The following is a 14,944-nucleotide window of genomic DNA, read 5'->3' as shown; positions in this document are numbered from 1 at the left end:
GAGGGATTTGATGGAAAAGATATTTATTAATGGTAATATAGTCACTATGGATTCAACTATCAAAGAAGCACATGCAGTATACATAAAGGATAATATAATCTCTAAAGTAGGTTCTAATGAAGATATACTAAAATATAAAAATCCAAGTACTGAAATCATTGATTTAAAAAATAAAACTATGCTTCCTGGATTTATTGATAGTCATATGCATCTCATAAATTTCGGTGAGAGTCTTCAAAAGTGCGATCTTCGAGGAGTGAAAAGTATAGATGAACTTATAGAAAAGACTAAAAACTTTATAAAAGAGAAAAATCTCACATCGAAAGATTGGATTCTAGGAGAAGGCTGGAACCATGATATGTTTAAAGAAAAAAGATTGCCAAATAAACAGGACCTAGATAAAATCACTACTGAAATACCTATATCCCTCACTAGAACCTGTCTACACCTTACTGTTATAAATAGTAAAGCCATAGATATATGTGATATAAAGTCTCACATCGGTAAGGTTAAGGGAGGACAAATAGATATAGATAAAGACGAAAATCCTAATGGAGTAATAAGAGAAAATGCAATAAAGCTAATAAATAGTAATATACCTACTCCTTCTAAAGAAGAAATCAAAAAAATGATACTAGATGGAATAAGTATTGCTCTATCAAAGGGTATTACTTCGATCCATAGTGATGATTTAGATTCTATTTCTGGAGTAGGTTATAAAGAAATAATAAATATATATGAGGAATTAGTAGAAAATGATGAGCTTCCTCTTAAGATATATCAACAATGCAGAGTAAATTCTGTTGAAGACTTAAATGATTTTATAGATAATAACTATAATAATTATAAGGGTAGTGATTTCTTTAAACTAGGACCTATCAAGCTATTTACTGATGGATCTCTAGGTTCCCGTACTGCTAATTTAAGAGAACCTTATAATGATGATCCAACCACCAAAGGTATAGCTATATACTCTCAAGATGAATTAGACCAGTTAATAATGAAATCCCATAATATAGGTTTAAGTATTGCTGTCCACTGCATTGGTGATAAGGCTATGGACATGACATTCGATAGCATAAAAAAAGCCTATGCTAGAAACCCTAGAGGAGATGTAAGACATGGAATAGTTCATGCTCAAATAACAGATCATGAACTTATGAGTAATTTCAAGATATATGATGTGATAGGTTATGTTCAGCCTATATTCTTAAACTATGATGTTCATATTGTAGATAATAGACTTGGAAAGGAAAGGGCCTCTACAACATATAATTGGAAAACTATGATGGATAAAGGGATTAGAATACCTTTTAGTTCTGATTGTCCTGTGGAAACTTTAGATGTAATGAAAGGTATATATTCTGCAGTAACGAGAAAAGATCTAGAAGGATATCCTAAAGATGGTTGGATGAATGATCAAAGAGTATCAGTTGAAAATGCTATATATAACTATACTGTAAATGGTGCATATGCTGCCTTTGAAGAAGATTGTAAAGGTTCTATCACTGAAGGAAAAGTAGCTGATTTAGTGGTATTAGAGGATGATATATTAACCATAGATAAAGATAAAATAAAAGATATTGAGATTGATATGACATTTGTAAATGGGAAGTTAAAATATAAAAAATTCTAATTAAGATAAGTTATATAGGTTATCCTAAGAGTAGCATAGAGTCTAAGATCCTTCGCTACTCTCAGGATAACAAATAACAAGGCTTATAATTCCCCTTATTATTTTGGGGGCATTCTATTACCTTTTTCCTGTATCTCTTCAGATTTAAACTGAGGTTGTAATAATAATTTGCAAGCTTGACATATAGCTTCATCCCTAGATTTTTCTGATAACCAGCCTATATATCCTCTGTCTTTCTCATATATTTGTCCCAAAGTCATACCACTATATTTACCAAAGGAAATCTTTATTCTCTTTGCATCCTCTAAATTCATTGTCTCTACTCTTTCTTCTTCTTCAAATTGAGTTATATCCTCCATATCTTGAGTAAATATATCAGACAAGGATGACACCGTTAAAGTAGCATCTACCAGTGCCCTTTTCTTTGCCATTTTAAGGCAGGTATTTCCTAGCATGTATATATCTTGTTTACCACTCAGATACTTTCTCTCTCTACTATTAGAATGACCCAAGCCCTCAGTGATAATTCTATCATTTTTCTTAAGTATGCATTTTACACTAAAAGCAAAGAAACCCTCTTCATAATTTTGAACTTTATCTATAATCTGATACTCACTAGATATCCCTAAGAGCATCAATATTTTTTCTGCTCCCGGTTTTAGTAAACTAGGCTTTGAAGACCCATAAAAAGTCTTACCATAATCATGTCCTTCGACTAAAGTATTTTGTATTATTTTTTGAAATTGATGAATTTTAGCCATAGAACTATGAACACTGTCTATATTCATATTTTCTATCAATGATAAGTCATAATTATCTGTGATTTCATCAAGTTTTTCTTCTTCTTTCACCGTAACACCTCCTTTAAGTCTTACATATTATATACCCATTTGATATTAATTTCTCCATCGGAATACTATAATATTTACAAATTAATTGAAATAAATCTAATTTTTTAATATATTTAAGATATAAGATAAGAAGGAAGGGATATATTTTATGGAAATATTGATAGGTTTAGCTATATTAGTGATTTTGATACTCATAGCAGGATATTATTTTTCTAGTATGATAATAAAACCTAAAAGATTAACTTATGAGGATACAATGAATATAGAATTCGCCGAAGGTAAAGATATAGTAAAAAAAGAATAGGACGATATTATCCCATTCTTCTAATTTTCTTCTACTAATTTTTCTGACATATCATATAATTCTTCTACCATAGAATTAATTCCCTCAATAGATGCACTCATACTTTGAATAATTCCTGCTAAGTTCCCAGATATATCCTCTACGGTATTTACAGTTTGGGTAATCTCACTACTATCCTTCTTTATCTTTTTAAGCATTTCTTCTATTTTATCTGCAGATTCATTACTCTGTTTGGATAGTTTTCTTATCTCCTCAGCTACCACTTGAAATCCTCTACCTTCTTGACCTACTCGTGCTGCTTCAATAGTAGCATTTAACCCTAATAAATTTGTCTGGGAAGATATATCTTTAATAAAATTAATTACAGTATCCACACTCTTCAATTGATTATTAAAATCTGCTGCTACCTGAGATAATTGCTGTCCTAATGCAGCTAATTCTTCAGCCTGAGCATTTATCTCCTGGGATGACTCATTAGCATAATTAGTATTCTCTGCTAGATTTGATGACATATCTCTTAAAACATCTTGACGGGAAGTATTCTCACCAAAAAATGCTCCTCCTATAACATCCCCATTTTCATCTTTTATTGGAATGGCAACTCCAATATAAGGTACACCAAATAGCTCTTTTCCTACTCTAGCCATCTTTCTTTCTCCTGATTCCATAGCTTGAACTATCAAACTACTTCTCTTTAACATATCATTTACTTTTACTCCATGATTCAAATATTTTCCTGGTGTATAATGAATATATTTCTCTCTATCTGTTATAGCTACAGCGGTATCGTTCGTAGCTAAATCATTGATTAATGGTGCTACTTTTATAAAACTTTCTAACAAATTTAATTTATTCGTATTCACACAAACTCCCCCATTTTTCGAAAATTCGACTTATATTTATAATTCTCTATTTTTTTTATATTTCCTTTCTTAGTAGATAAAATTTTAAATTGGTATATTTAACAATAAAAAATACTCCTCTTATTAGGAGTATCTAAGTTTATTTATATTGTTCTATTTTTTTATGATTATCCTCTGGAAGATTAGTTATAATTGACAATTTACCATTAGGTTCTAAAATAACCGCTTTTACATCTTTACTAGTTATTCCCTGTTCGATCCTCATTTGCTGCATAATATCATCTTCAGTTACTCTTACCTTTTTTATATTATTTTCTAGAAACTCTCCTTGATAATAAACTAAAGTTGGATTAGCTTTAACAATTTTCGTAAATTTATTAGATTTTACAGATAGCTTTGCAATTATATATTGCATTATAAATAAAGTTACTATAGCAGTAATCCCTTCAAAATATACTGTGTCTTTAGACAATATAGTAGTTGCAACAATAGAACCTATAGATATAGTCACTACCATATCAAAAGCATTAAGATCTGCTAATGTTCTTTTACCTGATATCCTTAGCATAATTATAAGAGAGAAGTAAAATATTACCGTCATCAATATAATCTCATATATTGAACTCCATGTATCAAAAAACATAAAAAACCTCCTTATCTATAGTATATATTCCCAATTTCGAAATGGAAAAACATAGAAAGGAGGTCATTATCTATATATATTTTTCTACTTGTCTATCTAAAGTGTTTTTTAATGGTTTAAATAAAATCAAAACTAATATGAAATTGGAGAATCCATGGAGTATATCAAAAGGAAGCCCCTTTACCCAGTAGGTAATTCCATATCCTATTCCATAAAAAAATGATTCAGAAACCGCAAAGAATAAACCAAAGGACAATCCATATATACCAGCTAGAAAGGCAAATCCATACTCCGTCTTTACTTTCTTACCTATGATACCTGATATTATTACCAGGGCTGGCCAAATAATATAATATACTAAAAGCCATGTATTAAATCCATATATCATTATCTCTGTGGTTGTAAAAATTATTGAGACTAGAAGAGTCCTTTTAATCCCAAATACAATTGAATATATAATAAAAAGCAATGTAACAATCTCTACATTTGGCACAAAGGCTAGGGCTAATTTTCCTGCTGTCAGGGTAGCACTAAGTAATCCTATAAGAGCAATATCTTTTGCTCTCATTTTAATAAGTCTTTAACTCAAATTTATAAGTATCTCCATCTTTTACTGGAATTTCTTTGGGACCTGTCTGTGCATCTTCACCATTAACAGTGACATGGAAATACTCTTGTTCACTTTCTTGTGCCTCATAGCCTTTCATTCCAGTTACCATTGTACCAAAGTCATACTCTGTAAAACTTGCTCCTAGCTTCTCTTGTTTTTCTTCTAATAATCCTAGTAAAAACTCTTGGTCTGTATTAAGAGTAAAAGTCTCATTTATATCTTCTTTATCTACTACTACCTCAATAATTACCTCTTTTTCTCCTTCTACACCTTTTGGAGCTAATATAGTGTCATATGCTACAAATAGTCCTCCTGCTAATACTACAGCTAAAATAATAATTAATATTTTCTTATTCATTTTTAGTCCTCCTTTATTTTTTAATAACTTTTAGAAATAAACTCTTTATTCTCTTTCTTATCTAATTTATTTACATAACAACTCATTACATATAATAGATTAGCCATAAGATTTGTAAAGGAAAATAGTATATCTTCTATTTTCTTTTCATTTTTATTTATCTTATTTAATAACCTCACTACCTCTTTGGACTTATATCTAGCAATGTTTATCTGAGAAGCTAAATATGAGCCAGTAGGCAAAGTAAAACCTGATACTTTTACTTCAGACTTATAATAGTCATATAACTCATATAACTTATCTAAATCCTCTTTAAATATAGCTAGTTTTCCTCTCACTGAACCATTCACATGGAGAGCCATTTCACATAGCCATAATAAATCCTGTTGAAGTCTTTCAGGATAATCTCTTTCTTCTGCAATAGATAATGTTAAAGCTAAATAACTACTTAATCCATCGCATAATATCTCATGATCACAGAATATACTATCCTCAGGCATAAATGGATAACATATTTCATCCCATTTTCCCATACAAATCCCTCCCAACAAATTTCCAATAAAAAAGCCCTTTCAAACTTCTAGTTGAAAGGGCTTCTAATCAATGTATGTAGTCTATGGTATGACCGTATATACAGTCATCAAATGATTGTTTACCATTTTGACGACACCCCCTCATATCCCCGTGAAGTTATAGTGTACTCAGTATAGGCAGGTCTTCCGGCTCAGTATTCAACTCGATTTTACCTTCCCAGTTTCCCAGTGGTTTCTCAAAATCGATATATACCTTACGGCGGCGGGACCGCACAGGCTTTTGACCTGTTTCCCTATTAATGCGATAAATTAAATCGCAACCTATACTCTATATTCAATTGCTCTTTAATGATATTACAAAAGTAACTAAAAATCAATCTGTTTTTTAAAAAAGTCAGTAAATTCATATTTATTCTTCCCCATTATCACTTAATTGTTTATCGCATATTTTACTTAGTTTTTCTTGGCCTCCCTTCATAAAAATAAAGAACTCTTATTCTAATTCATTGAGGTTTATCATGTACTTATACTATGAATCAGGGTTATAAATATACCCTACTATTTCACTTGTTAAAATATAGAGTTATATTATTTTCATTTCAATATTAATATATTGGAAAAAATGTCATACACAAATAAGCATATAGTTATATAATTAAGTTAATATATCTAATGGAGGTACCCCATGGAGAAAAACACTATTATTAGAATTCAAAAGGCAATAGACTATATTGAAGATAATTTATATGAAAATATCAATATTGAAAATATAGTAAAGTCTACATTTATGTCTAAATCTTCATTCTATATACTATTTTCTGATGTATTAGGCACTACAGTAAAAGACTACATAAGAAAAAGAAGACTTTCATTATCAGCTTATGACCTAATATATACAGACTTAAATATATTAGATATTGCAATAAAATATCAATATAATGCCTATGAATCTTATTCTAGAACTTTTAAAAAATTATTTGGTGTTTCTCCAAAAAAATATAGAGAAAAAAATCTATATACAAATGTATTCCCTAGGATTTTATTAAGTTATTACAATTTATTAGGAGGGGACAAGATGATAAATAAAGAAATGAATAAAGAGGTAATCTTCCAGAAATTAAAGAATATAGCTAAAGGATATATTCTAGATATTGATATAGACCACTTTGAAAATATCAATCAAAATTATGGATATAAAATAGGGGACAAGGTATTAATAGAGGTATCCCAAAGAATAAATAATCTATTGAAAAATTATAATTTAAATACTGATGTTATACGAATAAATGCTGATGAATTTGCAGTAATATTAAAAGATAAATCCATAGAATTCATCCAAAAACTATCTAAGGATATCATAGAGTCGATGAAAAATGATTTTGTGTTTGAAGATACTTCATTAAATCTTACCGTAAGTATAGGTATATCAGATTTTACTGTTGAAAAGGAAAGTGAAAAAGTAATACAAGACGTAAAAGAAGCTATGTTATCCGCAAAAAGAAATGGTAAAAATCAGTTTAAAATGGCATAATAATAGCCCTGTCTTCTAAAGACAGGGCTATTATTATGCTTTTCCTTTAAATTGAGTAGTATATAAGTCATAATAAAAACCTTTTTCATCCAGTAACTTTCTATGGTTCCCATGCTCTATTATTTCTCCATCCTTTATTACTAATATCTTATCTGAATTTCTTATGGTTTGAAGTCTATGGGCTATAACAAAACTTGTTCTGCCTTCCATCAAATATTCCATACTTTCCTGAATATGAGATTCTGTTCTAGTATCTACATTAGAAGTTGCCTCATCTAGTATAAGAATATCCGGATTTGATAATATAGTTCTTGCAATAGATATTAACTGTCTCTCTCCTTGGGAAAAGTTTTCTCCACCTTCAGATATTTCTGTGTTGTATCCCTTTGGTAGCCTAGAAATAAACCCATCTGCATTTGCTAGTTTTGACGCTTCTATTACCTCTTTTTTGGTAGAATTTCTTTTACCATATCTAATATTATCGAATACAGTACCTCCAAATAAATTTGTATCCTGAAGAACTACACCTATCCTTTTCCTTAAACTATCCTTATTTATGTCAGTGATATCATGACCATCAATCAGTATCTGACCTTGATCTACATCATAAAATCTATTTATAAGATTGATTATAGTAGTTTTTCCACTACCAGTAGGTCCCACTATGGCTATCACTTCGCCTACATTAGCTTCAAATGAAATATCCTTTAATATAGTTTTATCCTTCTCATATCCAAAATAGACATTCTTAAACTCTACATGCCCTTCAACCTTTTCTACAATAAAGTCATTATCATTTACGTATTCATCCTCTTTATCCATTACTTCAAATACTCTCTCTGCTCCAGCAACCGATTGTTGTAGTGTATTAAATAATTGAGCCAATTGACTTATTGGCCTTGTAAACTGTCTAGAATAGGCTGATACTGCTGCTATTTGGCCTACTGATACTGCATTAAACCTTATAGCAAAATATCCTCCTGAAACTACTATAATTACATATACTAAATTATTAATAAAGTTAATAACAGGCATAATAACTCCCGAATAAAGTTGAGCTTTAAATGCTACATTTTTAAGTTCTTCATTTTTCTTCTGAAACTTATCAATAATGTCATCCTCTTGATTATAAAGTTTAATTGCTTTAAGTCCACCAATAGACTCCTCAACTATACCGTTTAATGATGCTAAATGTTGTTGTTGAGCTTTAAAGTTTTTAAAGGTCTTCTTAGTTATAAATACTGTGAATATACCCATTACTGGTACAAATATTATTGTAATTAATGCTAACCTCCAATTGGCTACAAACATCATTATAACAGCACCTATCACAGTGATTCCACTACTTATAAGCTGTACTACTGCTTGACTTAGGGCTGAACTGATCAGCTCAATATCATTTGTCAATCTACTCATAATATCTCCACTAGAATTAGAATCATAATACCTCAGAGATAAATTCTGTAGATTGTCAAAAGCATCCTGTCTTATATCCTTCACAGTTTTCTGAGCTATTGATGCCATTATATAGGATTGAAGCCAACTAAATAGTCCTGCTAATGCTCCTAAAGCTATAATGACTCCTGACATTAATATAATACCTTTATAATTGATACTTAAAATATATCTATCTATAGTTATACTAAATACATAGGGTATAGCTAAATTAAATATAGTTCCTAATATGGTAGAAATAAATACAACAAATAATCCTATTTTGTACTTTTTTAAATATTCTAATATTCTTCCTACGGTTCCTTTGAAGTCTTTTGGACCTTTCCCTGTATAAGCACCTCGGTGTCCATGGGGTCCTTTACTCATTTTCTACACCCCCTACTCCAAATTGAGAATTATATATCTCTTTATACACTTTACTTTTTTCTAACAACTTATAGTGATGATCAAAGCCATCTAGACTACCATAATTATCCATAACTAAAATTTTATCTGCATCCATTATAGTTGAAACTTTCTGAGAAATGATCAGTGTAGTAGTTCTTTTACCTAACTCTTTAATGTTCTTCTTCACTATTTCTTCACTATTAGCATCTAATGCACTGGTGGTATCATCTAATATCAGAATAGCAGGATTTTTTATAAAAGCTCTAGCTAAAGATAAACGTTGCTTTTGTCCTCCAGAGAAATTATTTCCCTTCTTTTGAACTTCTGCATCAAATCTATCATCTAAATTATCTATGAAATCTATTGAAGCAGCATTATTAGCTGAAGACTCTAATTCTTCCTTTGTAGCATCTTGATTTCCTTGTAATATATTACTCTTTATAGTACCAGAAAAAAGTATAGGTTTTTGAGTAGCCATACTAATCTGTCCTCTTAAGGATTTAATATCTAATCTTTTTATATTGTATCCATCTAGTAATATTTCTCCTGATCTCACATCATACAATCTTGGAATCAATTGCACTAGAGACGACTTTCCACTACCAGTTGACCCTATAATTCCTATAGTTTCTCCTCTTTTAACTTTAAAAGAAATATCATTCAATACATTATTTCCATCCTGTGTATAAGAAAAGTCCACATTTCTAAATTCTATATCTCCAGTTAACTTAAAATCTTTTATCGGATTAGAACTATTAGTTAAATCTACTTCTTCTTCAATTATTTCATTTATCCGTTTAGCACTGGCTTCTGCTCTAGATACAAATATAAGCATCATTGCAAGCATCAATAGTCCCATTAATATCTGCATAGTATAATTAAAAAAGGCTATTATTATCCCTGCATCTGCTAATCCATCAGTCACTAATATTCCATTTTCTATTAAACCCGCACTTAAATATAATATCCCCGCTATACCTAAATTGATTATTATTGTGATTATAGGCATTGCATATGCAATAGTTTTATTTGCTTGAGTTGATGTCTTTCTATAATCTTCATTCTTTTCTGCAAATCTTTTGTTTTCATAACTCATACTAACAAAGGATTTTATAACTCTAGGGGAATTGACATTCTCTAAAACTGTATTATTAAGGGCATCTACTTTTTCTTGTACTTTAGTAAATAGCGGTAAAGCCTTAGTCATTATAATGCTTATACCAATAATAAGTAGAGGAATAATAATTATATAAATAGCCGATAATTCTACTGATGTTTTTATAGCTAATATCAGTCCTCCTACAAGCATTATAGGTCCTCTAATAATAGCCCTAAATAAAAACATAAAGAAATTTTGGATTTGTAATATATCATTAGTTGATGAAGTGATCAATCTTCCCGTCTTAAATTTATCTACATTTATAAATGATAAACCTTGAATCTTTTTAAATAAGTCTAATCTCAAATTAGCTGTAGCATATTGAGATATATATTGGGCACAGTAATTGTTTACAAGACCAGCTAAAATAGTGCCAAATGCCATCAATATCATTATTAATGCAGTATTTCTTAAAAGAATTAAATCCCCTGAAGGCAGTGCATCATCTATAATCCTAGCCATCAAATAAGGAATATAGAGCCCAGCTAATACTTCTACGAACATGAATATAACTGCTAAAAGGGCATATATAGTATATGATTTTAAATATTTAAATAATTTTATAAGATTTTTCATTCAATCCTCCTTATATAGATAATTTATTAGACAAATTATCTATTATTTTATTTGAAACATTAAAAAAGCTATTTAATTCATCCATTGATAATCCTTTAGTACTATCTTCTTCTATTGCCTGTAATACACTTCTAAATTCTCCTTCAAAATTCTTCGCTTTATTAGTTAGATATAGTAATTGCTTTCTTTTATCTTTATTGTCTCTTTCTCTAATTAAAAAATCTTCATCTATCAATTTTTTAATACTTTTACTCACTGCAGCCTTATCTATCTTGTACATCTCACATAAATCATTTTGAGTTATACCTTCTTTATTGTATATTGCTAATAATAAAAAAAGCTGTCCATGACTTATATCATAGGGCTCTAATCGTTTATCAATAAGTGTAATATGTAACCTATGAATCATTCCTAAATACTTTCCTATGTGCTCCCTATTCATAAATGCCTCCCCAATATAGTTGACTTATCAACCATTATATTCTAATATAGTTGATAAGTCAACTATATTAGAATATAAAAATAGCTCTAGATAATTTAATCTAGAACTATCAATAATATTGGCACTATTACTGCTGTCAATAACCCTGCCAACCCTATGGCTAATCCGCTCATTGCTCCTTCTGTTTCTCCCATTTCCATAGCTTTAGATGTACCTACCGCATGGGATGAAGTCCCTATTGCAATACCCTTAGCTACTTTGTCCTCTATTCTAAATATTTTACATACAAATGGTGCAACAATAGCACCGATTATACCTGTTACTATTATTGATACCACTGTTATTGATGGTATGCCCCCTATAGATTCAGACACCTCTATTCCTATGGGAGTAGTTATCGACTTAGGTATTAAAGAGTATATCATTTCATCCTCATATCCAAATAATTTAGTTAATCCTACTACACTTAGAATAGATGTAAAAACACCAACAATAATACCAATAAGTATTGGTTTAGTATGTTTTTTTAATAAATCTATTTTTTTATATAAAGGCACTGCAAGGGTAACTGTAACTGGTCCTAAAAAGAAGGAAATCATATTACCACCCTTTTCATATGTTTCTAAAGATATATCAAAAGCTAATAAAATTCCGATTATAAGTCCAATACTTATTAATAGAGGATGTAATACTGGTATCTTTGTTTTTTTATTTATATATAATCCTATTTCAAACATAACAATAGAAATTAATATACCAAAATAAGGAGTATCAATAAACCAATCCATTACTTTTCACCTCTTCTTATTACCTGTTGTACTACTACTCCTGTGATTCCCATGACCAAAATTGTCGATATGATAAGAATCAATCCAAAACTCAACCATACACTACTTAATCGATCTAATAAGGCTATCAATGCTACTCCCGGCGCAATAAAGAAAAATGCTAGATGTTTAAGTAAAAACTCACTTACTTCTTCTATCATTTCTAGTTTAATTACTTTTGAATGTAAAGCTATAAATAATAAAACCATTCCAATAATATTACCAGGAATAGGTACATGTAAAATATTATTTATAAATTCTCCCACCATAAAGATACCTATAATAATACCAAATTGTCTTAAAATCCTCATTTATCCTGACCTTCTTTCCTTTAACTTCTTTTATATAAGTATACAATATTCACAAATAATTATTATAACATAATATATAATTTATATCTGTAATTAAGCAATAAAAAATCTCGGGCTAAGCCCGAGATTTATATTATCCTAGATAAGATTCTAGCATCCATACATTCTTTTCAAGATGCGCTAAGGTACCTATAGCCATATCTGTTGTAACCTCATCATTATATTTACCTGATAGCTCTATACCTTTTCTTAATTCTTGTATTAATTTCTTAAAGTCTTCTAATAGAGAGTTAATTACCTCTTCTCCATTATAATTCTTACTTTCCGCTTCTTTTAATTGAGCTTTTTCTAGATAAGTCTTCATTGTAGCATCAGGTTTATGTCCTAATTGAAGTATTCTTTCTGCCACCTCATCTATTTCTTCTGCTGTATGATCATATAGTTCTTCTAATTTTGAATGTAATTGGAAGAAATTCTTTCCTTTGATATTCCAATGATAGTTATGAAGCTTTGTATATAAAACATGAAGATTAGCTAAATATATATTTAATCCATCAGCTATCTCCTTTTTACCTTGATTATCTAAATTAATATCTGCCATCTTTTATCAACCTCCTATATATTTTCTGTATTCTATATATGCCCATTCTAATAGAAAATATTCAAAAAATCGATAGTTTTTGATAATTATTTTCATTAAGCATTTAAATTAAAAACAGGATGCTTAAAAACATCCTGTTTTATTGCAGTTAAAATTATATTTTAAGCTGTTGGTTCAGCCATAAATTCATTTACATCTTCTTCTACTGTACTTATTCCTGATATACCAAATTTATCAACCAATACATTAGCTACATTTGCTGATAAGAATGCTGGTAGTGTTGGCCCTAAATGTATATCCTTCACTCCTAAATATAATAAAGCAAGTAACACTATAACTGCTTTTTGCTCATACCATGCAATATTATACTCTATTGGAAGCTCATTTATATCTTCAAGCTCAAATATCTCCTTAAGTTTTAATGCTATAACTGCTAAGGAATAAGAGTCATTACATTGACCTGCATCAAGTACTCTTGGTATTCCACCTATATCACCTAAGTTTAATTTATTATATCTATATTTAGCACAGCCTGCTGTTAAAATAACTGTATCTTCTGGAAGTTCTTTAGCAAATTCAGTATAATATTCTCTTGATTTCATTCTTCCATCACAACCTGCCATCACGAAGAACTTTTTAATTGCTCCACTTTTTACTGCATCTACAACCTTATCTGCTAATTGGAATACCTGCTCGTGAGCAAATCCACCTACTATACTTCCCTTTTCTATTTCTGTAGGAGAATCTAAAGTTTTTGCCATCTCTATAATTTCAGAGAAGTCTTTAACACCATCTTCATTTTCTGTTATATGAGTGCATCCTGGATATCCTGAAGCTCCTGAAGTAAATATCCTTTGTCTAATTTCTTCTTTTCTTGGAGGCACAATACAATTAGTAGTAAATAATATAGGTCCATTAAAAGTATCAAATTCTTCAATTTGCTTCCACCAAGAGTTTCCGTAATTTCCTACAAAGTGATCATACTTCTTAAATGCTGGATAATAGTTAGCCGGTAACATTTCACTATGTGTATATACATCTACTCCCGTATCTTTAGTCTGCTCTAATAATTGTTCAAAATCTCTAAGATCATGTCCAGATACTAATATTGCAGGATTGTTTCTAACTCCTATATTAACTTCTGTAATTTCTGGATTACCATAGGTAGAAGTATTTGCCTCATCTAATGCTGCCATAGCCTTAACTCCATGTTCCCCTGTCTCTAAGGTTAATGCTACTAAATCATCTACAGATAAAGTATCATCTAAGGTGAAAGCTAATGCTTTATAAATGAATTCATATATGTCCATATCCTCAATATCTAAATGAGCTGCATGAGCAGTATATGCTGCCATTCCTTTAACTCCATATGTAACTAATTCTCTTAGAGAACGTACATCTTCATCCTTTGTGGATAATACTCCAACTTCTGAACCTTTTCTTAGCATATCTTCTCTTGATTCCACTGTGAAAGTAGCTGCATCATGAAGATTATCCTCATCTATCCTACTTCTTAAATCATCTCTTATTTTAATCATTTTTTCTATCTCTTTAGCTATTGCATTTTCATCGAAGTTTGCATTAGTTATAGTTACAAATAGACTATTAACTAAATTCTTGTTAGCCTCGTCTAACTCTTTTACATCCAAACTTCCTCTTATAACTATTTCAGATATTCCTTTTAAGGTGTATATAAGAAGATCTTGAAGTTTAGCTACATCCTCTTTTTTCCCACATACCCCTACTACAGTACATCCTTCGTTCTTTGCTGTCTCCTGGCATTGATAACAAAACATACTCATAAAATTCCTCCTTTAAGTTTTTAGATCATTTACTTTATGTAACAAAGCCTTAGCT

The 14,944-nt window shown here is 30.1% G+C and carries 16 protein-coding genes and 1 riboswitch; of the genes, 3 read left to right on the top strand and 13 right to left on the bottom strand.

Annotated features, from left to right (window positions below):
* Window positions 1-10 precede the first annotated feature (10 nt).
* Window positions 11-1,636 (top strand): amidohydrolase, encoded by a 1,626-nt coding sequence (locus GOQ27_RS11270; RefSeq protein WP_203366966.1) that lies wholly within the window; start codon window positions 11-13, stop codon window positions 1,634-1,636.
* A 98-nt stretch (window positions 1,637-1,734) separates the two neighbouring features.
* Here GOQ27_RS11270 and GOQ27_RS11265 read toward each other — a convergent pair whose 3' ends face one another.
* Window positions 1,735-2,487, bottom strand: a complete 753-nt coding sequence (locus tag GOQ27_RS11265; RefSeq protein ID WP_203366965.1) for an exodeoxyribonuclease X C-terminal domain-containing protein — start codon at window positions 2,485-2,487, stop codon at window positions 1,735-1,737.
* Between the two features lie 148 nt (window positions 2,488-2,635).
* Here GOQ27_RS11265 and GOQ27_RS11260 point away from each other — a divergent pair, with 148 nt between their 5' ends.
* Window positions 2,636-2,791 carry a hypothetical protein gene (locus GOQ27_RS11260; RefSeq protein ID WP_203366964.1) on the top strand — a complete coding sequence of 52 codons (156 nt, stop codon included), beginning with the start codon at window positions 2,636-2,638 and terminating at the stop codon, window positions 2,789-2,791.
* Between the two features lie 20 nt (window positions 2,792-2,811).
* Here the strand turns inward: GOQ27_RS11260 and GOQ27_RS17520 are convergent, their stop codons facing one another.
* The 5 genes from GOQ27_RS17520 to GOQ27_RS11235 form a co-directional block, all read right to left on the bottom strand.
* Complete coding sequence (locus tag GOQ27_RS17520; RefSeq protein WP_350445910.1) at window positions 2,812-3,654, bottom strand: methyl-accepting chemotaxis protein; 843 nt, start codon at window positions 3,652-3,654, stop codon at window positions 2,812-2,814.
* A 139-nt stretch (window positions 3,655-3,793) separates the two neighbouring features.
* The gene (locus tag GOQ27_RS11250) at window positions 3,794-4,297 is read right to left on the bottom strand and encodes a DUF421 domain-containing protein (RefSeq protein ID WP_203366963.1); all 504 of its coding nucleotides are present in this window, start codon (window positions 4,295-4,297) and stop codon (window positions 3,794-3,796) included.
* Window positions 4,298-4,367: 70 nt separating this feature from the next.
* Complete coding sequence (locus GOQ27_RS11245; protein ID WP_203366962.1) at window positions 4,368-4,865, bottom strand: hypothetical protein; 498 nt, start codon at window positions 4,863-4,865, stop codon at window positions 4,368-4,370.
* A 1-nt stretch (window position 4,866) separates the two neighbouring features.
* Window positions 4,867-5,265: a DUF4430 domain-containing protein gene (locus GOQ27_RS11240; protein ID WP_203366961.1), complete on the bottom strand. Its 399-nt coding sequence runs from the start codon at window positions 5,263-5,265 to the stop codon at window positions 4,867-4,869.
* 20 nt (window positions 5,266-5,285) lie between these two features.
* Window positions 5,286-5,798, bottom strand: a complete 513-nt coding sequence (locus GOQ27_RS11235; RefSeq protein WP_203366960.1) for an ATP:cob(I)alamin adenosyltransferase — start codon at window positions 5,796-5,798, stop codon at window positions 5,286-5,288.
* A gap of 159 nt (window positions 5,799-5,957) precedes the next feature.
* A riboswitch (cobalamin riboswitch) is annotated at window positions 5,958-6,138 on the bottom strand.
* 345 nt (window positions 6,139-6,483) lie between these two features.
* Here GOQ27_RS11235 and GOQ27_RS11230 point away from each other — a divergent pair.
* Complete coding sequence (locus GOQ27_RS11230; RefSeq protein ID WP_203366959.1) at window positions 6,484-7,329, top strand: diguanylate cyclase domain-containing protein; 846 nt, start codon at window positions 6,484-6,486, stop codon at window positions 7,327-7,329.
* A 33-nt stretch (window positions 7,330-7,362) separates the two neighbouring features.
* On the opposite strand, the gene GOQ27_RS11225 is transcribed toward GOQ27_RS11230, so the two are convergent.
* The 7 genes from GOQ27_RS11225 to hcp all read right to left on the bottom strand — a co-directional run bounded on the left by GOQ27_RS11225 (window position 7,363) and on the right by hcp (window position 14,889).
* The gene (locus GOQ27_RS11225; RefSeq protein ID WP_203366958.1) at window positions 7,363-9,150 is read right to left on the bottom strand and encodes an ABC transporter ATP-binding protein; all 1,788 of its coding nucleotides are present in this window, start codon (window positions 9,148-9,150) and stop codon (window positions 7,363-7,365) included.
* Window positions 9,143-10,906: an ABC transporter ATP-binding protein gene (locus tag GOQ27_RS11220; protein ID WP_203366957.1), complete on the bottom strand. Its 1,764-nt coding sequence runs from the start codon at window positions 10,904-10,906 to the stop codon at window positions 9,143-9,145. Before GOQ27_RS11220 ends, GOQ27_RS11225 begins: the two co-directional genes overlap by 8 nt.
* Before the next feature lie 10 nt (window positions 10,907-10,916).
* Entirely contained in the window at window positions 10,917-11,348 is a 432-nt protein-coding gene (locus GOQ27_RS11215) for a MarR family winged helix-turn-helix transcriptional regulator (protein ID WP_203366956.1), read from the bottom strand.
* Window positions 11,349-11,443: 95 nt separating this feature from the next.
* Window positions 11,444-12,136 carry an LrgB family protein gene (locus GOQ27_RS11210; protein ID WP_203366955.1) on the bottom strand — a complete coding sequence of 231 codons (693 nt, stop codon included), beginning with the start codon at window positions 12,134-12,136 and terminating at the stop codon, window positions 11,444-11,446.
* The gene (locus GOQ27_RS11205; protein ID WP_203366954.1) at window positions 12,136-12,486 is read right to left on the bottom strand and encodes a CidA/LrgA family protein; all 351 of its coding nucleotides are present in this window, start codon (window positions 12,484-12,486) and stop codon (window positions 12,136-12,138) included. Before GOQ27_RS11205 ends, GOQ27_RS11210 begins: the two co-directional genes overlap by 1 nt.
* A gap of 133 nt (window positions 12,487-12,619) precedes the next feature.
* The gene (locus tag GOQ27_RS11200; protein WP_203366953.1) at window positions 12,620-13,087 is read right to left on the bottom strand and encodes a Dps family protein; all 468 of its coding nucleotides are present in this window, start codon (window positions 13,085-13,087) and stop codon (window positions 12,620-12,622) included.
* A gap of 161 nt (window positions 13,088-13,248) precedes the next feature.
* Window positions 13,249-14,889 carry a hydroxylamine reductase gene (gene hcp, locus GOQ27_RS11195; protein ID WP_203366952.1) on the bottom strand — a complete coding sequence of 547 codons (1,641 nt, stop codon included), beginning with the start codon at window positions 14,887-14,889 and terminating at the stop codon, window positions 13,249-13,251.
* Between the last annotated feature and the right edge of the window lie 55 nt (window positions 14,890-14,944).

The organism is Anaeromonas frigoriresistens (genome assembly GCF_016820655.1).
Classification (GTDB): Bacteria; Bacillota; Clostridia; order Tissierellales; family SIT17; genus Anaeromonas; species Anaeromonas frigoriresistens.
The sequence above is the reverse complement of the archived record's forward strand: the minus strand, read 5'-3'. Positions and strand labels throughout refer to the sequence as shown.